Origin of the sequence: Microbacterium sp. NPDC058342, from assembly GCF_042723935.1 — a bacterium.
In the GTDB taxonomy this organism is placed as follows: Bacteria; Actinomycetota; Actinomycetes; order Actinomycetales; family Microbacteriaceae; genus Microbacterium.
Genome location: NZ_JBHXID010000003.1, coordinates 43,239 through 64,170, shown reverse-complemented (window position 1 = coordinate 64,170; position 20,932 = coordinate 43,239). Strand labels below are relative to the sequence as shown.

Below are 20,932 nucleotides of genomic sequence, written 5' to 3'. Positions count from 1 at the left end.
AGCGGAAGTCCTCGGAGAACAATCCGCTCACTCCGGGAGCGATGAAGCCAACAGCTCCGGAAGGGTCATCCCCTGCACATCGCCAAGCTGCTCCGCCTGCGTCCGGCACGAGAACCCGTCGGCGAGCAAGACGGTTCGTTCGCCACGCGATCGCAACGCCGGCAGCAATGCGAGCTCGGCCACGGCCACCGAGGTCTCGTAGTGTCCCGCCTCCATCCCGAAGTTCCCAGCGAGCCCGCAGCACCCTTGCAGCTCCTGCACGCTCGCGCCGCTGCGGGCGAGCAGTCGGCGATCCGCGTCGAAGCCCATGACGGCGTGCTGGTGACAGTGCGGCTGCACGATCAGGGTGACATCGCTCAAGTCCGGCGGCGACCACTGCGGGGTGCGATCCAGCAGTTCCGCCAGTGTCACCGTTGCCGCGGCCACCTGGTGTGCACGCGGATCGTCCGGGAGAAGCTCCTTCAGATCGCTGCGCAGCACCGCGGTGCAGGATGGCTCGACGCCCACGATCGGGACACCCTCCCTGGCATAGGTCGTGAGACCTTCGACGAGCTGGCGCAGCCGGCGGCGCGCGCCGTCCAGCTGACCCGTGCTGATCCACGTGAGTCCGCAGCACAGTTGAGCCTCGGGGATGATCACCGTGTATCCCGCGCTCTCCAGCACGCGACGCATCGCCGCCACGGCTGGGGGGCGGAAGGCGGCACTGAACGAGTCCCCCCACAGAACGACGCGGCGCTCGCCACCCGCGCCGCTGGCCGGGCGAGGCAGGATGCGGCGCGACGCGCGGGAAGCGAACGCGGGAACGCTCCGTCGGGGATCCATCCCACCGGCGCGCAGAAGGAGACGGCGCACGGGCGCGATCCGCATGGCGGCGTTGGCCAGTCCCGGCGCTATCGACGCCAGCCGGGCCCAGCGGGGTAGCCAGCCGAGGACATAGTGCGCGCGCGGCCGCAGCCGGCCGCGATAGCTGCGGTACAGAACCTCGGACTTGTACTGCGCCATGTCGACGCCGGCAGGGCACTCGCTTGCGCATGCCTTGCAGCTGAGACAGAGGTCAAGCGCCTCGTGCACTTCGGACGACCTCCACCCGTCCGTCACCAGCGTGCCGTTCACCATCTCCTGAAGCGTGCGCGCCCGCCCGCGGGTGACATCGTTCTCGTCCGAGGTGGCGCGGAACGACGGACACATGAATCCGCCCTCCGTCGCGCGGCACTTGCCCACGCCCACGCAGCGGTGCACGGCCTTGGTGAAGTCTCCCCCGTCGTCGGCGAAGGCGAATCCGCCTGCGCGCAGCATCGGTAGCGCGGCGGGTCGACGCAGGTCCGCGTCGACCGGCGCCGGTCTGACGATGATCCCCGGGTTCATCACGTCGTCGGGATCGAACAAGGCTTTGAAGCGGCCGAACAGCTCTACAGCTTCCGGCGAGTACATGAGCGAGAGCAACTCGCCCCGGGCGCGTCCATCACCGTGCTCGCCGGAGAGCGAGCCGCCATGTGAGATGACCAGCTGCGCCGCGTCGGTCATGAACCGTCGCAGTCCACCCTGGTCGGGGTCCAATGGCAGGTCCAGCCGTACATGGACACATCCGTCGCCGAAATGCCCGTAGGGCAGACCCTCGACGCCGTGCTCGGCCATGAGCGACTCGAAGTCGCGCAAGTATGCTCCCAGCCGCTCTGGCGGGACCGCCGCATCCTCCCAGCCCGGCCACGCCTGCGCTCCAGACGGCGTGCGTCCCGCGAGCCCGGCGCCGTCTTCGCGGATTCGCCAGAGTCGCGCGGCGTCGGGGCCGGCCGGTAGCAGGCGAGAGTCGAGCGCGCCGGCGTCACGCACGAGAGCTCTCGCGGCCGCCAACGAGATCTCCTGGTTCTGGCCGCCGACCTCGATGAGAAGCCAGCCGCCACCGCGGGGAAGCTCAGGCACGGAATCGACGCCCTGATGGCGTCGGATCACGTCCACGAGCCGGGCGTCGAGTCCCTCGATCGCCAGGGGACGATGCGCAAGCACTGCCGGCACGGCATCCGCGGCGGCCGCCATGTCGGGGTAGCCGAGCACGACGAGCGCCGGCGCGGGTGCAAGCGGGACGAGCCGGACGCGCGCGCCGAGAGTGATGGCGGCCGTCCCCTCCGTTCCCACGAGCGCCCTGGCCAGCGAAGAGCCGTTCTCCGGAAGGAGGTGCTCCAGCGAGTACCCACTGACCTGACGCCCGAAACGGCCGAGCTCCGTCCGCAGGATGCTCAGATTGTCGCGCACCAGTCGCTCGAGTCCCGGTACGGGATCCAGCTTGTCGGCTGCGACGTATCGACTGCCGCGCCCATCGACGACGTCGAGCTCGATCACGTTGTCCGCGGCGCGTCCGTACGCGAGGGCGTGTGCGCCGCAGGCGTTGTTGCCGAGGACGCCGCCGATCGTCGCTCGCGCGTGCGTGGACGGATCGGGCCCGAAGCGCAGACCGTGCGCACGCGCGGCGTCGTTGATCCGGGCGAGCACCGCCCCCGGCTCGACGAGCGCCGTCGCACCTTCGGGGTCGATCTCGCGCACCCGATTGAGATGTACTGACGTGTCGACGACTATCCCGGTCCCGATCGCGTTTCCCGCCACCGACGTGCCGGCGCCGCGCATCGTCAGCGGCGCGCCTCGCCTTCGCGCGACGTCGACGATCGCGAGAACGTCGTCGACGTCGCGCGGTGCGACCACCACCTGGGGCGGAACTCGATAGTTGGAAGCATCCGACGAGTATTGCGCGCGCCTCGCCGACGAGGCCCAGACTTCGCCCGCGACCTGACGCTGCAGCGCATGCGCGAGGTCGGCCGCGTCGAGGTCGGCCGTCATGGCCTCACGTACGCGGTCTTGAGCTGGGTGAAGAACTCCCTGGCGTGGGTGCCCTGCTCCTTCGGACCGTGGCTCGATCGCTTCCTGCCTCCGAACGGCACGTGCGGGTCGACGCCGGCGGTCGGGAGGTTCACCATGACCATCCCGGTGTCGGAGCGCCGCTGGAAGTCGGCTGCACGAGCGAGCGAGGTCGTGCATATGCCGGCGACCAGTCCGTACGGGGTGTCGTTGGCGAGGTGCACGGCGTGATCGTAATCGTCCGCGCGGAGCACGCCGGCGACCGGGCCGAAGACCTCCTCGCGGTTCAGCGGTGCGGTCGCGTCGAGCCCTTCCACGACGGCCGGACGGAGGAAGTTGCCTCTCGTGGAGAGCTCGAGCAGCTCACCGCCGTGTACAACCGCACCGGGGGTGTCTTTGGCGCCCTCGATGTACGCGACATCGGAGCGCAGCTGCGCCTCGTCGACGACGGGGCCGATCTCGGTGCCCTCTTGCAGTGCGTGCCCGACCCGCAGTGCGAGGGCGCGTTCCCGGAATGCTGCGGTGAAGCGATCGTGGATCGCTTCCATCACGATGATCCTGCTCGATGCGGTGCAGCGCTGGCCCGTGGCGAAGAACGCGCCGTCGATCGCGCACGACACGGCGATGTCGAGATCAGCGTCGTCCGCCACGATCAGGGCGTTCTTGCCGCCGAGCTCGAGCTGGACCGGGCGCAGCGCGGCGGCGCCCTCGCGGGCGATGCCGATGCCGACCTCCTCCGACCCGGTGAAGGTGATCGCGTCGATGCCCTCGTGCGCCGCGAGAGCACCGCCGATCACGGACCCCGAGCCGGTCACCAGATTGAAGACGCCGGGTGGGAAGCCCGAATCCTCGATGATGCGGGCGAGAGCGTGCGCGCTCGCCGGCACGAGAGCGGCCGGTTTGAGCACGACCGTGTTTCCGTAGGCGAGAGCGGGGGCGCATTTCCAGGCAGGAATGGCGATCGGGAAGTTCCACGGTGTGATGACGCCGATCACACCGAGCGGCTCGCGATGAACCGTGACGGTCACTCCTGGACGTACGGAGGCCTGTTGCTCGCCGGTCAGGCGCAGCGCCTCGCCTGCGAAGAAGCGGAAGATGTGCGCCGCCCGAATGACCTCCCCGCGTGCCTCCGCGCGGGTCTTGCCCTCTTCACGGGCGAGGAGCTCCGCGAGCGCCTCGACATCGGCGAGGATGCGCGAGGCGACGCGCTCCAGCAGGTCCGCGCGGTGCGCGGGCGACGTCCCAGACCAGGTCGCGAAGGCGCCTCGGGCAGCTTCTACTGCACGGTCGAGGTCGGCCGGGCCGGCCAGCGCAAACCGGCCGATGACATCCGAGCGATCGGAGGGGTTGATGTTCTCCCGATACTCGGCAGCTGTCGTCCACTCGCCAGCGATGAAACTGCCGAACTCAGCCACGGCGGAACCGGACACGTGATGCCTCCCGCCTCGGATGCCTGGCTGTTCGGGACATCGACGGCGCCCCGCTCACGCCTCGTCCGGCTTCTCGATCGCCGTGTACACCTTGCGGACCGGCTCCTCGACGTACCAGGTGCCCACGTATCCGCTGTGCACGTGCAGCACGGCACCGGGCTCGATGATCGTCGTGGTGCCGTCGGCGTGCTCGATACGACCGGCGCCGGTCACGAAGTGCATGAACTCCGAAATGCCCTTCTTCTCGGAGCGGAAAACGCCGGGAGTGCACTCCCAGATCCCGATCTCGGTATCGCCGTCGCGGTGCAGAACGCGCTTGGTCGCCTGGGGGTCGCCCTCGAGAATGATCGGCGGGGCGGCCGACGGGGTCAGCTGCTCCTGGACGACATCGGTGAGTGTGTAGAAGGTGGTCATCATCGCTCCTCTTCGCCGTTGCCGCGGATTCCCTCTCGATCCGACGGCTGTTTATGTGTAACATGTAGCATGTTACGTGAGAAAGGACTCAATGCAAATGGGCAGCACCTCATTCCGCCTCGGCTACAAGGCCTCAGCCGAGCAGTTCGGCCCGCGCGAGCTGGTCGACTACACCGTTCTCGCCGAGGAGATCGGACTCGACTCGGCCATGGTCAGCGATCACTTCCAGCCCTGGCGCTACAACGGCGGTCACGCACCGTTCTCCCTCGCTTGGCTCGCTGCGGCGGGTGAGCGGACCGAGCGCATCGTCCTCGGCACCAGCGTGCTCACCCCCACATTCCGATACAACCCGGCCGTCGTGGCGCAGGCCTTCGCGACGTTCGGCTGCCTCTTCCCCGGACGCGTCATCCTCGGCGTCGGCACCGGCGAGGCCCTCAACGAGATCGCCACCGGCTACATCGGCGAATGGCCGGAGTTCAAGGAGCGCTTCGGGCGCCTGCGCGAGTCCATCGACCTCATGCGCAAGCTCTGGAGCGGTGAACGCATCGACCACGAAGGCACGTACTACCGAACGGTGGGCGCCTCGATCTATGACGTCCCGGCGACGCAGATCCCGATCTACATCGCCGCCGGGGGTCCCTTCGTCGCGCGGTACGCGGGACGCCACGGCGACGGCTTCATCTGCACTTCGGGCAAGGGCATGGATCTCTACAACGACAAGCTGATGCCTGCGGTCGAGGAGGGTCGCGCGCAGTCCGGGAACCCGGAGCGTGAGGTCGACCGTCTCATCGAGATCAAGCTGTCGTATGATCGCGACCCCGAGACCGCCCGAGAGAACACCCGCTTCTGGGCGCCGCTCTCGCTCACCCCGGAGCAGAAGCACAGCATCGACGACCCGATCGAGATGGAGCGCGCCGCCGATGAGCTGCCGCTGGAACAGGTGACGAAGCGCTGGATCGTCGCCTCCACCCCTGAGCAGGTCGTCGAACAGGTCGCCCCCTACGTGGAGGCTGGGTTCAACCACCTCGTCTTCCACGGCCCTGGGCACGACCAGACCCGCTTCCTGCACCAGTTCCGTGACGATCTGCTCGCGCCGTTGCGCGAGCTCGGAGCGCGAGCCTGACAGCTCGGAGTGCTCTGCGACGGCGTCGGGCCATCGCAGAGCACTCTTGCGGTCAGCGCAGCACGCGAGGAGTTCGCCGACGCGATCCGCGAACATCAGTCGTCATCATGGCCGCGATGCCATACCGGCGATCGGCAGTCGCAAGGGAGACGTCGCCGCGTCGGAGACCCGCGCCGTGAGCGCCTCCAGCGGCCCGCGGCGATGACCGATCGACCACAGTGTCGCCGTGACCATCATCGCGCCGGCGGTCCACGCCCAGACCGCGATCGAGTCGATGCTGCTGCCCGGGCCGGCGATCAGCGGGTAGGACACGACATGCGCACTGTATGCCGTGAGGGGCATGGAGCCCAGTGCCGCCAGTGGGATCAGCAGCATGCGCAGTGGCCGCAGGCCAGCAGGCACAGCGCGATCACCATGACGGCGAAGCCGCCCGAGCCGACGATCTCGTCAGCGCCACCCGAGTGCGGATCCACCGCCGTGAGCGCTCCGACAGCGCTTCGCCACGGATCCTGCTCGGCGACCTGCGTGAAGTGGTCCGCCCACGCTGTCGTGTCCGACGTCTCTTCGAACCCGACGTCGTCTTCCAGGCTCGGGTCGTCCTCGGGGTAGCAGCTGATGTAACCGTCGCCGTAGTCGTCGCAGAGGGCGCCGGCGAAGTCGATCTCCTCCGGGTCGACGCCGGTCGGCAGTGCGACGGATCCCGGGTCGCTGCTCGAATCGACGCTCGAGTCCGTGACCGAAGACGAGGGCGATCCCTGCTCCGACGCGGCCGTGCCCGCGAGCGCGCCGACCCCGTACCCGACCGCCGCGAGCACGAGTCCCACGGTGAGCAGACTCGCCTTCTCGCGGACGCCGTCGAGGCGCATCCGCCCGATCGCCATCCCGCCCAGTATCAGCGCGAGCCAGACCGTCACCGGGTAGGTGCCGAAGAGCACGAGGTCGACTCCGGCCCCGCCGGTGCCGAGGGTGATCACCTGCATGAGAGCCAGCACCGGCGGGCCCGCCAGCGCCAGCACCGCTGATCCGATCAGCAGGGATGCCGTCCGCCAGCGGATGAACGCGGTCGCCGCGATGTACAGGGCGCCGTACACGGTGAGGATCACGGCGATGGGCGTGCCGAGCAGTTCGAGCATCAGGCCGATGAGGAAGACGACGCCGCCCCGGGCGATCAGGCCCACGCGCAACACGGCAGCGCGCTCGGGACCGGGAGTCTCGCCGCGACCCGTCATGAGCGAGATCGAAACGCCGGCGAGCACGGCGAAGAGGATCGATGAGCGTCCGTGCACCAGCGCTCCCCATGTGTGCGGCTCGAGCAGCGACAGCTCGGGGGTGGAGAGCATGTGCGCGGCCATCATCCCGAGCACGGCCAGACTGCGCGCGACGTCGAGACCCATGATCCGCGGCGGACGACCGAACCCGGTCCACCATGCCCTGACGTCGATGCGTCGGACGACGGGCGCGGCGTGGTGTTCCGGGAGCGTCACTCCCAGATTCTATGCGGCGGTGCCCGGCGAGCAGCGAGAGGCGGCGGACGTCCCGCCATCTCGCACGTCGTACGATGGAGGGTCATGTCCTCGCCCGTCATCACCTATCCTCCGCTGCTGCCGGTCAGCGCCGCCCGCGAGGAGATCGCCGACGCGATCCGCGATCATCAGGTCGTGATCGTGGCCGGAGCGACCGGGTCGGGCAAGACCACTCAGCTGCCGAAGATCTGCTTGGAACTGGGCCGTGAGCGCATCGCGCACACCCAGCCGCGCCGGCTGGCCGCCCGCACGATCGCCGAGCGCGTCGCCGAGGAGCTGCACGTCGAGCTGGGCGATCTGGTCGGCTACAAGGTGCGCTTCACCGATCAGGTGTCGGATGCCACCCGCATCGCGCTGATGACCGACGGGATCCTCCTCAACGAGATCCACCGTGACCGACTGCTGCGCCGCTACGACACGATCATCATCGACGAGGCGCACGAGCGCTCACTGAATGTGGACTTCCTGCTCGGCTACCTGCGCCGCATCCTGCCGGAGCGGCCCGACCTGAAGGTGATCATCACTTCGGCGACGATCGATCCCGAGAGCTTCGCCGCGCATTTCGCCGCCCCCGACGACAGCCCGGCACCGATCATCGAGGTATCCGGCCGTACCTTCCCGGTCGAAATCCGGTACCGGCCGCTGGTCGACGAGCAGCAGGGCGACAGCGCGATGTCGGCGTCGCAGAAGGAGCCGGAGGACGAGGTCACCGCGATGGTCGCGGCCCTGCGCGAACTCGACAGCGAGGCGCCCGGCGATGTGCTGGTGTTCCTGCCGGGCGAGGCCGAGATCCGAGACGCCGCCGAGGCCGTTCGCGGCGCTTACCGCTCCGGGAGCGCGCCCGTGGAGGTGCTGCCGCTCTACGGACGTCTGTCGGCGGCGGAGCAGCATCGCGTCTTCGAGCGCTCGAGCGTCGCGGGGCTGCGCCGCCGCATCATCCTGGCCACCAATGTCGCCGAGACCAGCCTCACGGTACCCGGCATCAAGTACGTCGTCGACACGGGCACGGCCCGCATCTCGCGCTACAGCGCACGTTCGAAGGTGCAGCGCCTTCCCATCGAGGCCGTGTCGCAGGCATCCGCGAACCAGCGCTCGGGACGCGCCGGACGCACGAGCGACGGCATCGCGATCCGCCTGTACGGCGAGGACGACTTCGCGAAGAGACCGGAGTTCACCGAGCCCGAGATCCTGCGCACCTCGCTCGCGTCGGTCGTTCTGCAGATGCTCTCGCTCGGCTTCGGCGACATCACCGAGTTCCCGTTCCTCACTCCCCCGGACTCGCGCGGCGTCAAGGCGGCCCTCGACCTGCTCACCGAGATCGGCGCGGTCGACATCGCACGCGGCGCGCAGCCGCGGCTCACCCGGATCGGCCGTGAGATCTCCCGGATGCCTATGGATCCGCGGTTCGCCCGGATGCTGGTCGCGGGAGCTTCCGCCGGCTCCGGCGTGCTGCACGACGTCATGCCGATCGTCGCGGGCCTGTCCATCCAGGACGTCCGCGAGCGCCCGTCCGCCGATGCCCCGCAGTCGGTGCGCGACGAGGCCGACCGCTCGCACGCCCGCTTCGTCGACCCGACCAGCGACTTCCTCTCCCTGCTCAAGCTGTGGAAGCACCTGCGCGAGCAGCAGAAGGAGCTCGGCTCCAGCGCGTTTCGCCGGATGTGCCGCAGCGAGCACCTGAACTACGTGCGTGTGCGGGAGTGGTTCGACGTGCACCGTCAGCTGCGAACGCTGGTGAAGGCTCCGAAGCACACCGGCGCTGCGTCCGCCGCCGACGCGGATGCCGTCCATCGCGCGATCCTCGCCGGCCTGCTCTCGCAGATCGGCATCCTGGACGAGCGGACCGCGGCCGGAAGCGCCAACAAGGACAAGCCGAAGAAGGGCGAGAAGGGGCGGCGCCTCGCGGAGTACCGCGGCGCCCGGGGCATCCGCTTCTCGATCTTCCCGGGCTCCGGCCTGCGCAGGAAGGCCCCGCAGGCCGTCATGGCGGCCGAGATCGTGGAGACCTCGCGCACGTTCGCGCGCACCGTCGCGGCGATCGATCCCGCCTGGGCGGAGGATCTGGCCGGCGATCTCGCCAAGCGGCAGGTGACCGAGCCGCACTGGTCGAAGGATGCCGGCGCCGCCGTGGCCTTCGAGAAGGTGACGCTGTTCGGGGTGGAGATCATTCCACGGCGGCGCGTACAGTTCGCGCGCATCGACCGCGCCGGCGCGCGCGAGCTGTTCCTGCGGCACGCACTCGTGGAGGGCGAGTGGGACCCGTCCCGGATCGACAAGCGGGTCAGTGCGTTCTGGCGTGCGAATGCCGAACTGCGCCGCCGCCTGGAAAAGCTGGAGGAGCGCGAGCGCCGCCGCGACATCCTCGCCGGAGACGAGACCGTGTTCGCCTTCTACGACGAGCGCATCCCCAACGAGGTCTTCGATGTGCGCTCCTTCGAGAAGTGGTGGCGCGATGCGCTGGCGCAGACTCCCAAGCTGCTGGTCATGCGCGAGAGCGACCTGCTCGAGGACGACGACCGCGCCGACCAGTCCGACTTCCCCACGCGCTGGACGCAGGACGACCAGGTGCTGGGGCTCGCCTACCGCTTCGAACCGGGTGCGGAGGATGACGGTGTCAGCGTGGTGCTTCCGCTCGCGCTGCTGCAGCAGGTCCGCGACACCGGGTTCGACTGGCAGGTGCCCGGCCTGCGCGACGAGCTCATCACGGCTCTGCTGCGAGCCCTGCCCAAGGCCATCCGCCGCCACGTGGTCCCCGCGGCCGACTGGGCCGAGCGCTTCGGCGAGCAGCTCGCCGAGCACGGGCCCGAGAAGCACGACGGGGCACCGGAGCACTCGCTCAAGCAGGCGCTCGCCAGGCTCATCCAGCCGCTTGCGAACCAGCCCGTCTCGGCCTCCGACTTCGACGACGATCGCGTGCCGGGACACCTGCTGATGAACTTCCGCGCGGTCGACGAACGCGGCCGGGTGGTCGGGTCCGACCGCGACCTCGTCGCGCTGCAGCAGCGACTGTCCGATCGGTCGCGGCAGAGCGTGGCGCGGTCGATCGCCCGACATGACGCCCCCTCCCCGGGCGCGCGCCGGCCGGACGCCGCGGCGGTGGCCGCCGCATCCGTCCGCGGCCCGATCGAGCGCGACGGCCTCACCGACTGGACCTTCGGCGACCTCCCCGAGGTGCTCGACACGAAGGTCGCCGGCGGGGTCGTGCGCGGCTACCCGGCGGTCGTCGACCGCGGGGCGACCGTATCGGTGCGGCTGGAGGCGACCGCGGATGCCGCCGCATCCGCCACCCGCGAGGGCGTGCTGCGCCTGGTGCTGCTGAACGTGCCGTCGCCGGCCTCCTACGTGCAGAACCACCTCACCTCGGCGGAGAAGCTGGCGCTGGCGTCCTCGCCGTACCAGAACGCGGCGGCGCTGATCGAGGATGCGCGCACGGCGGTCGTCCGCCACCTCATCGCGCTGCAGGTGCCCGGCGGCGTCGTCCGAACCGACACCGAGTTCCGCCGCGTCCGCGACGCCGTGAACGCCGCCCTCGTCGACGAGCTGTTCGCGTGCGTGTCGCTGGTCGCCCGCATCCTCACCAAGAGCCGCGACGTCGAGCGAGGCATCAAGTCGCAGAACTCGCTCGCGCTGCTCGGCCCGCTGAACGACATCCGCTCCCAGCTGAGCGGGCTCATCCGGCCCGGGTTCATCGCGCACACCGGGGTGGAGCGCCTCACCCACCTGCCCCGCTACCTGGACGGCATGCTCGAGCGGCTGAAGACCCTCGCCGACGCACCCGGCAGAGACCGTGCGCGGATGACCGAGTTCGAACGCATGGCGAACGCGTATGCGGATGCCGGCGGGGCGATCCCGCCCGCAGGCGACACGCCCGCCGAGCTGGTCGAGGTGCGCTGGCTGCTCGAAGAGTACCGGGTCAGCGTCTTCGCGCAGCGGCTGGGCACGGCGCAGCCGGTGTCACCGCAGCGGATCATGAAGGCCCTCGCTCCGCGCTGACCGGGTTAGCCTGGCAGCATGGCTCGCGCGATCGTCCACACAGAACTCGGCTCCCCTGACGTCCTCCGCCTGGTCGAGGTCCCCGACCCCGTCGCCGCTCCCGGTGAGGTGGTCGTGCGCATCGAAGCCGCGGGGGTCAACCCCATCGACGTGAAGCAGCGCTCCGGCCAGCGTCCGTTGCCTCCGATCACCGAGCCACGGCACGTGGGCTTCGACGGCGCGGGGACGATCACCGCGCTCGGAGACGACGTCACCGGCTTCGCCGTCGGCGAGCGCGTCGCCGTCCACGACACCCGCGGCACCTACGCGACGTCACTGGCCGTCCCCGTCGGGAACATCACACGCATGCTCGACGGCGTCACGGCTGCCGAGGGTGCGGGCATCGGCATCCCGGCCGGCACCGCGTACCAGTCTTTGCGCTCCCTCGCCGTCCGCAAGGGCGACACCCTGCTCGTCCACGCGGGATCCGGCTCAGTCGGGCAGGCCGCCGTGCAGTTCGCGGTGCTGTGGGGCGCGACCGTCATCGCGACCGCGAGCCCCGAACGCCACGAACAGGTACGCGCCCTCGGCGCGACACCGGTCGCGTATGGCGAGGGCCTGCTCGAGCGGGTGCGCGACGCCGCCCCGCAGGGCGTCGACGTGGCGCTGGACTGCGCCGGCACCGACGAGGCGATCCGGGTCTCGCTCGACCTCGTCTCCGACCGCGACCGCATCGCCACGATCGTGCGGGGGCCGGATGCCGCAGATTTCGGCATCCAGGCGTACTCGGGCGGAAGTCCCGTCCCGCTCACCGAGGAGCAGCTCGCCTGGAGACGTGAAGCCGTGGGCGTGACGATCAATCTCGTCGCGGCGGGCGATTTCCAGATCGAGCTGGGGCCCGAGCTGCCCCTGGCCGAGGCGGCCCGCGCGCACGAGCTCATCGAGCGGCACGAGGCCGACGGGAAGATCGTCCTGATCCCCTGAGGCGGGGCTGCGCCGACGGAGACCGATCGCGGGCCGCGGCAAGCGACGCGAAGCGGAGGGAAACGCGGCGCAACAGTACGACACATCGATGCTCGCAGAGCACGACCATGCCGAAGATGGGACGCATGACCCGCGTCTCCGATCCGATCGCGCGCCGCGTCGCGACCAGCACCGAGCCGAGCCGGGACGCATGAGCGGAGCACCCGCGCCGCAGCGTGCGCACCGCTTCGCGACCGCCCAGGTGCAGGCGGGCTTCACGCCCGGCAGCCCGTCCTTCGGCGCCGTGCCTCCGATCCATCAGACCGCCGCGTACGAGTTCTCCTCGCTGCAGGAGGCCGCCGACCTGTTCGCACTGCGCCGGCCCGGCATCATCTACGGCCGCAACGCCGGTCCCACCCAGCAGGTGCTTGAGGAGCGCCTGGCACTGCTCGAAGGCGGGACGAGTGCCGTCGCCGTCGCCTCCGGGCAGGCTGCGGTCGCCGTCACGCTGCTGGCGCTCGCGGGCAGAGGCGGCCACATCGTCGCAGCCGATCAGCTCTACGGCGGCACCGTCGACCTGCTGCAGGAGACCTTCGGGGACTTCGGCATCCCGGTGACCTTCGTCGACCAGGACGACCCGAGCGCCTGGCGCGCGGCGATCACCCCGCAGACGCGGGTGCTGTTCGCCGAGACCGTCGCGAATCCGATCGCACAGGTGCTCGACATCCGGCTGGTCGCCGACATCGCCCACGACGCCGGCCTGCCGCTGGTCGTCGACAGCACCGTCGGCACTCCCGCGCTGATCCGGCCCGGTGAGCACGGCGCGGATTTCGTGGTGCACTCCGCGACCAAGTTCCTCTCCGGGCACGGCACCTCGCTCGGCGGCGTCGTGGTCGACCTCGGCTCCTTCGACTTCGGCGCCCTTCCCGATCGCTGGCCGCAGTTCACCGAGCCGTACGCACGCTTCGGCGACCTCGTCCTCTGGGAGCGCTTCGGACAGGGGCAGGCGTTCGCCGCCTTGGTGAAGTCGAAGTACGTGCACGATCTCGGCCCGTCGCTGTCGCCGTTCAACGCCTGGCAGATCCTGCTGGGCCTGGAAACCCTCGACCTCCGCGTCGCGCGGCAGTCCGGCAGTGCGCTGCGGATCGCCCGGCATCTGGCGGAGCATCCCGCCGTCGCGGAGGTGCACCATCCCGGCCTCTCCGCCAACCGGTGGCATTCTCTGGCGCAGCGCTACCTGCCGGACGGAGGCCCCTCGGTCTTCTCGTTCGACCTCGCCGGAGAGGAGCACGATGCGCAGGAGAGAATCGCTCGCTTCATCGACGTGCTGGAGGTGTTCCGCCTCGTCGCGAACATCGGCGACGCCCGCAGCCTGGTCTCACACCCCGCATCCATGACCCATTCCCACCTGACGCCGGCGCAGCGCGCCGCGGCGGGCATCTCGCTCAGCACGGTCCGCCTCTCAGCGGGGCTCGAGGACCCCGAAGACCTCATCGCCGACCTCGACCGCGCACTCGCGTGCGTGTGAGTGCACCCGACAGGCCCGGCGCGCGCCGCACCCGGGCAGCGGCCCCGATACGCTGGTGCCCATGACCGGACTTCGTTGGGGCATCCTCGCCACGGGCGGCATCGCCTCCGCCTTCGCATCCGACCTGCGCACCGCGGGTCTCGACATCGCCGCCGTCGGCTCGCGGTCGCAGGAGTCGGCCGATGCCTTCGCCGCCCGCTTCGGCATCCCTCGGGCGCACGCCTCCTACGAGTCGCTCGTCGCCGACCCCGACGTCGACATCGTCTACGTCTCCACACCGCACCCGATGCACCACGCGAACGCGCGCCTCGCGCTCGAGCACGGCAAGCACGTGCTCGTCGAGAAGGCCTTCACCGTCAACCGGGGCCAGGCCGAGGACCTGCAGCGACTGGGCGCTGAGAAGGGTCTGCTGGTCATGGAGGCCATGTGGACCCGTTACCTGCCGCACATGGTGCGACTGCGCGAGATCATCGCCGAGGGCGCGCTGGGCGAGATCCGGGCCGTGATGGCCGATCACACGCAGAGCCTGCCGACCGACCCGGCGCACCGGCTCAACGCTCTGGAACTGGGCGGGGGTGCCCTGCTCGACCTGGCGATCTACCCGATCTCGTTCGTCTGGGACATCCTCGGGGAGCCCGACACCGTCCAGGCCTCCGCCCGCCTGATCGAGACCGGGGCGGATGCCGAGGTCGCGACCATCATGACCCACGCCGGTGGCGCGATCTCGACCACACTGTCGTCGTCGCGCGCCGCCGGGCCGAACACCGCCGCGGTGGTCGGCACCGAAGGGCGCGTCGAGATCCAGCGCTTCTTCTGGTCGCCGAGCATCTTGCGCGTGTACTCGACGGACGGCGACCTGATCGAGGAGTTCGACGGCCGCCCCTCCCCCGACGAGGGACGCGGCATGCAGTACGAGGCGCTCGCAGCCGAAAGGATGGTCGCCGAGGGCGTGCTCGCAGGCGACGTGCTGCCGATCGACGAGACCGTCGGCATCATGGGCACCCTGGACGAGATCCGCCGGCAGATCGGCGTGACCTACCCCGAGGAGCACTGACCATGGCCGACACGACGGGACGCGTGGCCGTCTATCTCGACTTCGACAACATCGTCATCTCCTGGTACGACCGCGTGCACGGCCGCAACGCCTACGGTAAGGACAGGCAGCGCATCTCCGACGACCCGCACGACGCGGAGGTCGCCGAGCGGCTGCGCCAGGCGATGGTCGAGGTGGGTGCGATCATCGACTACGCCTCGTCGTTCGGAACCCTGGTGCTCACCCGGGCGTACGCCGACTGGTCCTCACCCGTGAACGCCGAGTACCGCACCCAGCTGGTCGCGCGGGCCGTCGATCTCGTGCAGCTGTTCCCCGCCGCCGCCTACGCCAAGAACGGCGCCGACATCCGGCTGGCCGTCGACGCGGTCGAGGACATGTTCCGGCTTCCCGACCTCACGCACGTCGTGATCGTCGCCGGCGACAGCGACTACGTCCCGCTGGCGCAGCGCTGCAAACGGCTCGGCCGCTACGTGGTCGGCGTCGGCGTGGCCGGATCCACCGCGAAGTCCCTCGCCGCGGCCTGCGACGAGTTCGAGTCCTACGACTCCCTGCCCGGCGTCGCGCGTCCGACCAGGGCGGTCGCGGCGCCCGCGACGCGTTCGACGTCCGCGAAGGATGCCAAGGAGAAGCCGGAGCAGAAGCCCACCGGAGCCACGCGCAAGGCGAAGGCCGCGGCGAAGCCCGACGAGCAGGGCGAGGCGACACAGCTGCTGGAACGGGCGCTGCGACTGGGCCACGACAAGGCCGACGCCGACGAGTGGCTGCACGCGTCGGCCGTCAAGACGCAGATGCGCCGAATGGACCCCTCGTTCAGCGAGAAGGCGCTCGGCTACCGGTCGTTCAACGACTTCCTCCGCTCCCGCGACGACGTCGCCGAGCTCGAGGAGACCGGTCACGAGCGGCTCGTGCGGCTGCGCGAACGCTGACGCCGCGCGGCGCCGACTGATGCGGACGCAGCGCCGGCGGCGCCTGGCACCGGCCGGGACCGGCTACTGATTGCTGAAAGCTGCGTCGAAGGACGCGGTCGGCCTCGGCCACAGCAGCGAGCGCACATACTCGATGGCCTGGGCGGCACCGTGCAGGCGGTCCATCCCGGCATCCTCCCACTCGATCGAGATCGGACCGTCGTAGCCGATCGCGTCCAGCGCGCGGAACGCGTCCTCCCACGGCACGTCGCCGTGGCCCGTCGAGACGAAATCCCAGCCGCGCCTCGGGTCGCCCCACGGCAGATGCGAGCCGAGCACGCCGGCACGGCCGTTCTGCGGCCGCATCCGGGTGTCCTTGCAGTCGACGTGATAGATGCGGTCCTGGAAGTCCCAGATGAACCCGATCGAATCGATGTTCTGCCACATCATGTGCGACGGATCCCAGTTGAACCCGAACGCCTCGCGGTGATCGATCGCCTCGAGCGCGCGGATGCTCGACCAGTAGTCGTACGCGATCTCGGAGGGGTGCACCTCGTGCGCGAAGCGCACTCCCTCGGCGTCGAAGACGTCGAGGATCGGGTTCCAGCGCGCGGCGAAGTCGTCGAAGCCGGAGTCGATGACGGATGCCGGGACCGGCGGGAACATCGCGACGTACTGCCAGATGGACGATCCCGTGAAACCGACGACGGTGTCGACGCCGAGCTTGCGCGCCACGCGGGCCGAGCGCTTCATGTCCTCTGCGGCGCGCTGACGCACTCCCTCTTCGTCACCGTCGCCCCAGACATGGTCGCGCACGATCGCCTGATGGCGGAAGTCGATCGGTGAATCGCACACCGCCTGGCCCGCGAGGTGGTTCGAGATGGCGAAGACCTGCAGGCCGTGCCGATCGAGGATCTCCTTGCGCGAGGCGAGGTACGCGTCGTCTTCGTCCGCGCGCTTCAGGTCGAGGTGATCGCCGGAGGCGGCGATCTCCAGGCCGTCGTAGCCCCACGAGGACGCCAGGCGCGCCACCTCCTCGAAGGGAAGGTCGGCCCACTGACCGGTGAACAGAGTGACGGGATGGGTGCTCATCGTGATCGCCTCGAAACATCTGCGGTGACTTCTGCGAGCCAGCGCGCGGTGTGCTGGGCGCTGGCCACCGGGTCCATGCTGGCACGGTCCACCTCGATGATGACCCAGCCGCCGAAGTCGTCGGGAAGCGCCTCGAGGGTACCGACGAGGTCGAGGTCGCCGAGCCCGGGCTCGAGGTAGAGACCGAGATCGGTGGCGCGCGTGTACGACAGGCCCTCCTCGCGGGTGCGACGGGCGATGTCGAGATCGAGGTCCTTCAGATGCAGATCCTGCACCCGATCGGCCCATTTGGCGATCGCGTCCTTCGCGCTGATCCCCGCCCATTCCAGGTGCCCGATGTCGAACGAGGCGCCCAGGCGATCCGCACCGATGCTGTTGAGGACGTGCTCGTACTCGTACTCGGTCTCGATCCACGTGCCGACGTGGTTGTGCAGCCCGGGACGCACGCCCTCCGCGTTCAGCACGTCGACGGCCTCGTCGATCAACTGCGTCAGTTCGTCGAGTCGGTCCTGCGAGAATTCGTAGCCGATCGCCGGGTTCTCCCAGCGGCTCGCCAGGTAGTTCACCTCTGCGGCGAGGAAGACCGTCTTCAGCCCGAAGTAGTTGGATTCCTCGGCGCGCCGGCGCACGCCGTCGAACCAGTGAGCACGCTCGAAGGAGCCCTTCTCGAACCGGTCGCCATGATCGCTCATCAGCGGCACCTGCACGTAGCCCGGCGCGAGCTTCAGGCCGGCGCGCTCGATCATGCCGGCGAAGCTCTGCAGCGTCTGCGTCGCCAGCACCTCCATCATGGTCGCGTCGAACCCGGCGGCCCGGATCTGCTCCAGCACTCCGGGATACTCCGCCACGAAGGACGGATCGGCGAATCGCCACAGGCTCTCGCTGTCGGGATCGTTCGGATCCGCCTTGACGTTGATCCACTGGATGGCGTTCAGCGCGAAGCGCAGGTCTTTCATCTGCATGTCAGAGCCTTTCGGGAGTCATTTCAGGCCCGCTGTCGCGACGCCCTGGATGAAGTACTTCTGCAGGAAGAGGAACAGGATGAGGATGGGCAGCAGCACGACGAGCGCTCCCGCGAGCAGCAGGCCGAAGGAGATGCTGTTGGAAGCCTGCGATGCCACCGAGAGACCGACGGGCGCGGTGTACGTGCCCTGGGACTGCGCGACCACCAGCGGCCACAGGAAGTTGTTCCAGGATGCCAGGAACGAGAGGATCCCGACCGTGGCCAGCGCCGGCCCGGAGAGCGGCAGGAAGATGCGGAAGAAGATCCGCGACTCCCCGGCGCCATCGATGCGCGCCGCTTCCAGCAGTTCGAACGGCACGGAGTATGCGAACTGGCGCATGATGAACACCGAAAGCGGTGCGATGAGCACGGGCAGGATGATGGCGGTGAGCGTGTCCACCAGTCCCAGCTGCACGATGATCACGAACTGGGGCACGAACAGCGCCACGTACGGGATGATCATCGCGACGATGACGAGGGGGAAGATCGCGTTGCGACCGCGGAATCGCAGCTTCGCGAGCGCGTAGCCCGCCATCGCGCTGAACAGCACGTTGCCGAGCACCGCGACCGCGGACACGATGATGCTGTTGAGCATGTAGGTGCCGAAGCCGCGCTCTGCGAAGAGCTGGATGTAGTTGCCGATCTGCAGCGACTCGGGCAGCCACGCACCGGGGTTCGAGAGGAACTCCGCCTGCGTCTTGAACGAGCCGGAGATGACCCACACGAAGGGCAGCAGCATGAAGATCGTGATCACGGCCAGAATCGCGTAGAGCACGGCCTGACGAACCGTCGACATGGTCTTCACTCTTTCGGCCTCAGCATTCTGAACTGGATGATCGCGACGAAGCCGACCAGGATGAGCAGGAGCACGGATCCGGCCATGGATGCCGCGACGTTGCCGAACCCGAACTGCTCGTACACCCAGAGCGCCATCGAGCGGGTGGAGCCGAGCGGCCCGCCTCCGGTGAGCAGATACGGCTCTTCGAAGATGTTCAGGAACATGACCGTCATCAGCACCGTGACCAGCAGCGTCGTGGGACGCAGCAGCGGCAGCACGATGGACCACAGGCGGCGGACGGCACCCGCGCCGTCGGTGGATGCCGCCTCGAGCACCTCTTCCGGCACTGCCTGGAGGCCCGCGAGGAAGAGGATCATCGCCGTACCGGCGGTGCGCCAGACGCCCATCATGACCACGGTCGTCACGGCCCAGGCAGGGTCTCCCAGCCAGTTCGGCTGCGGCAGCCCGATGGAGCCCAGCGAACTGTTGACGGGGCCGGCGATGGAGAAGGCGTACTGCCAGATCACGGCGGCCGCCACGATGTTCGTGATGACGGGAATGTAGACGGCGGCGCGGAACGTCGCGCGAAGTCGGCGGATGCCGTTGTTCAGCATGAGGGCGAGGGAAAGTCCCAGCGCCATGCTCAGCGGGACGCACAGGACGACGAAGACGATCGTGTTGAGGAACGACGACTGGAAGGTGGCGTCACCGAGGACGCGGATGAACGTCTCGAAACCGACGAAATCGACGCCGAAGGGCGTGCGGATGTCCCTCGCCTTCATGTCCGTCATGCTCGCCCCGACCGCCAGCACGGCGGGAATCGCCGTGAACACGGCGAAGATCAGCAGGAACGGGACGAGGAACAACCACCCCGTGATCGCTTCGGCCCGCGTGCCCTCGGAGGACCGGCGGCCGTCGCCGCGGGGGCGCTTGCGCGCCCCCGGGACGACGACCATTCGAGTGGATGCCGTGGACATCGGACTAGTGGCCCGTCCCGATCTGCTCGGCCTGCTTCTGCGCATCCGCAAGAGCATCCTTCGCCGAGACACCGCCGCGAACGACCTTCTCCATCTGCTGCCCGATCATGTTGCCCACCTGCGTCCACGTCGAGACGGCAGGGCGGTTGACGCCGGACTCCAGCGACTCGCGCACGACGTCGAGCAGATCGCCCGTGAGCGCGGGGTCGTCCCACGCGGCCTTGACCGCGGGCATGTTCTTGAAGATCTTGTACCACTGCACCTGCTGCGCGGGCTCCGACATCCAGCGTGTGAACTTCCACGCCGCGTCCTTGTTCGCACTGTCCGACGGCACCATCCAGCTGCCGCCGCCCATGCTCGATCCGGAGTCACCCGTCGGTCCGAGGGGGTTCAGCGCGTAGCCGATGTGCTCGGCGCCCCAGCCCTCCCCGTTCGCGTCGTCGAACCACGAGGCGAACCAGGGCCCGCCGTCCCAGATGGCGGCGTTCTTGCCCTGTGTCATCCAGGGAACGGTGTCGAGGAACGCGGGGCCGTCCTGCGATGCGTAGCCGTCCTTCATCAAGCCCGCCCAAAACTCGAGGGCCTCGACGTTCTCGGGAGAATCGATCGTCCACGTCTGCAGATCGTCGCTGATCATCGCGCCGCCGTTCTGAGCGGCGATCACGGCCAGCTGCTGAGCCGTGTACTGGTCGTAGTTCGCCGAGAGGGAGAGCGGGTACTCCACGCCATCCGCCTTGAGCTTCTCGGCGAACTCGACGACCCCCTCCCAATCCTTCGGGACCTCTGCGCCGGCGGCCTCGACGAGGTCCTTGCGGTACATGAAGACGTTCGCGTAGGCGTACCACGGAACGCCGTACGCGACGTCGTCGACGACGGAGTTGTTCCAGATCGACTCGTAGAAGTCTGCGGAGTCGACGAGACCGTCGGGGACGGCGTCGAAGCCGCCGGTCGCGATGAGCGCCGACTGCGTCTCGGTGAAGGCGTACAGCAGGTCCGGCGTGGTGCCGGCTGTGATCGCCGCCGTGAGCTTGGACTGGAACTCGGACTCGGGCACCTCCGTCATCTTGATGGTGACGTCGGGGTTGTCCTTCTTGAACTCCTCGAACATCTCGGGCAGCTTCGCCCCGTCAGCTCCCTGGGTCCAGACGTCGAGCGTTCCGGTAGCCGGCTCGGCGTCGATCGTGGCGGCGTCGCCGCTCGGGGCGCCGTCGTCAGCGCTGCGACCGCAGCCGGTCAGCAGCAGAGCGCTGGCGACGACCAGAGTCGTACCGAGCAGCATCGCCCGGCGTCGCGAAGAAACGGGTGTGGACATCGCGATCATCT

The 20,932-nt window shown here is 69.1% G+C and carries 16 protein-coding genes; 6 read left to right on the top strand and 10 right to left on the bottom strand.

Annotated features, from left to right (window positions below):
• Positions 1 to 27 precede the first annotated feature (27 nt).
• The 3 genes from ACFWHT_RS14095 to ACFWHT_RS14085 all read right to left on the bottom strand — a co-directional run bounded on the left by ACFWHT_RS14095 (position 28) and on the right by ACFWHT_RS14085 (position 4,691).
• Positions 28 to 2,829, bottom strand: coding sequence for an FAD-binding and (Fe-S)-binding domain-containing protein (locus tag ACFWHT_RS14095; protein ID WP_378829635.1), 2,802 nt, complete (start codon positions 2,827 to 2,829; stop codon positions 28 to 30).
• On the bottom strand, positions 2,826 to 4,262 hold the full coding sequence (locus tag ACFWHT_RS14090) for an aldehyde dehydrogenase family protein (RefSeq protein ID WP_378829633.1): 1,437 nt from the start codon (positions 4,260 to 4,262) through the stop codon (positions 2,826 to 2,828). The genes ACFWHT_RS14095 and ACFWHT_RS14090 overlap by 4 nt, the downstream gene beginning before the upstream one ends.
• A 69-nt stretch (positions 4,263 to 4,331) precedes the next feature.
• Positions 4,332 to 4,691, bottom strand: coding sequence for a cupin domain-containing protein (locus tag ACFWHT_RS14085; protein ID WP_378829631.1), 360 nt, complete (start codon positions 4,689 to 4,691; stop codon positions 4,332 to 4,334).
• 91 nt (positions 4,692 to 4,782) lie between these two features.
• Here ACFWHT_RS14085 and fgd point away from each other — a divergent pair, with 91 nt between their 5' ends.
• A complete protein-coding gene (gene fgd / locus ACFWHT_RS14080) occupies positions 4,783 to 5,814 on the top strand; it encodes a glucose-6-phosphate dehydrogenase (coenzyme-F420) (protein ID WP_378830014.1) in 1,032 nt (343 codons plus the stop codon).
• Positions 5,815 to 5,919: 105 nt separating this feature from the next.
• Here fgd and ACFWHT_RS14075 read toward each other — a convergent pair whose 3' ends face one another.
• Entirely contained in the window at positions 5,920 to 6,126 is a 207-nt protein-coding gene (locus ACFWHT_RS14075; protein WP_378829629.1) for a hypothetical protein, read from the bottom strand.
• A 53-nt stretch (positions 6,127 to 6,179) separates the two neighbouring features.
• The gene (locus ACFWHT_RS14070; protein WP_378829626.1) at positions 6,180 to 7,298 is read right to left on the bottom strand and encodes a heparan-alpha-glucosaminide N-acetyltransferase domain-containing protein; all 1,119 of its coding nucleotides are present in this window, start codon (positions 7,296 to 7,298) and stop codon (positions 6,180 to 6,182) included.
• Between the two features lie 84 nt (positions 7,299 to 7,382).
• Between ACFWHT_RS14070 and hrpA the strand changes: the two genes are divergently transcribed.
• The 5 genes from hrpA to ACFWHT_RS14045 all read left to right on the top strand — a co-directional run bounded on the left by hrpA (position 7,383) and on the right by ACFWHT_RS14045 (position 15,780).
• A complete protein-coding gene (gene hrpA / locus ACFWHT_RS14065) occupies positions 7,383 to 11,330 on the top strand; it encodes an ATP-dependent RNA helicase HrpA (protein ID WP_378829624.1) in 3,948 nt (1,315 codons plus the stop codon).
• An 18-nt stretch (positions 11,331 to 11,348) separates the two neighbouring features.
• Positions 11,349 to 12,293, top strand: a complete 945-nt coding sequence (locus ACFWHT_RS14060; RefSeq protein ID WP_378829623.1) for a zinc-binding alcohol dehydrogenase family protein — start codon at positions 11,349 to 11,351, stop codon at positions 12,291 to 12,293.
• A gap of 190 nt (positions 12,294 to 12,483) precedes the next feature.
• Positions 12,484 to 13,800, top strand: coding sequence for an O-acetylhomoserine aminocarboxypropyltransferase/cysteine synthase family protein (locus tag ACFWHT_RS14055; protein WP_378829621.1), 1,317 nt, complete (start codon positions 12,484 to 12,486; stop codon positions 13,798 to 13,800).
• A 61-nt stretch (positions 13,801 to 13,861) separates the two neighbouring features.
• Entirely contained in the window at positions 13,862 to 14,854 is a 993-nt protein-coding gene (locus tag ACFWHT_RS14050; RefSeq protein ID WP_378829618.1) for a Gfo/Idh/MocA family protein, read from the top strand.
• A 2-nt stretch (positions 14,855 to 14,856) separates the two neighbouring features.
• Positions 14,857 to 15,780, top strand: coding sequence for an NYN domain-containing protein (locus tag ACFWHT_RS14045; protein WP_378829616.1), 924 nt, complete (start codon positions 14,857 to 14,859; stop codon positions 15,778 to 15,780).
• 63 nt (positions 15,781 to 15,843) lie between these two features.
• Here the strand turns inward: ACFWHT_RS14045 and ACFWHT_RS14040 are convergent, their stop codons facing one another.
• Genes ACFWHT_RS14040 through ACFWHT_RS14020 form a run of 5 tightly spaced genes read right to left on the bottom strand, consistent with a single transcriptional unit; the run spans position 15,844 to position 20,921 of the window.
• Positions 15,844 to 16,851 (bottom strand): sugar phosphate isomerase/epimerase family protein, encoded by a 1,008-nt coding sequence (locus ACFWHT_RS14040; RefSeq protein ID WP_378829615.1) that lies wholly within the window; start codon positions 16,849 to 16,851, stop codon positions 15,844 to 15,846.
• Positions 16,848 to 17,813, bottom strand: a complete 966-nt coding sequence (locus tag ACFWHT_RS14035; protein ID WP_378829612.1) for a sugar phosphate isomerase/epimerase family protein — start codon at positions 17,811 to 17,813, stop codon at positions 16,848 to 16,850. The genes ACFWHT_RS14040 and ACFWHT_RS14035 overlap by 4 nt, the downstream gene beginning before the upstream one ends.
• Positions 17,814 to 17,831: 18 nt before the next feature.
• Entirely contained in the window at positions 17,832 to 18,650 is an 819-nt protein-coding gene (locus tag ACFWHT_RS14030) for a carbohydrate ABC transporter permease (RefSeq protein ID WP_378829611.1), read from the bottom strand.
• A 5-nt stretch (positions 18,651 to 18,655) separates the two neighbouring features.
• Positions 18,656 to 19,609, bottom strand: coding sequence for a carbohydrate ABC transporter permease (locus ACFWHT_RS14025; RefSeq protein WP_378829609.1), 954 nt, complete (start codon positions 19,607 to 19,609; stop codon positions 18,656 to 18,658).
• 4 nt (positions 19,610 to 19,613) lie between these two features.
• The gene (locus tag ACFWHT_RS14020) at positions 19,614 to 20,921 is read right to left on the bottom strand and encodes an extracellular solute-binding protein (protein ID WP_378829606.1); all 1,308 of its coding nucleotides are present in this window, start codon (positions 20,919 to 20,921) and stop codon (positions 19,614 to 19,616) included.
• Positions 20,922 to 20,932 lie beyond the last annotated feature (11 nt).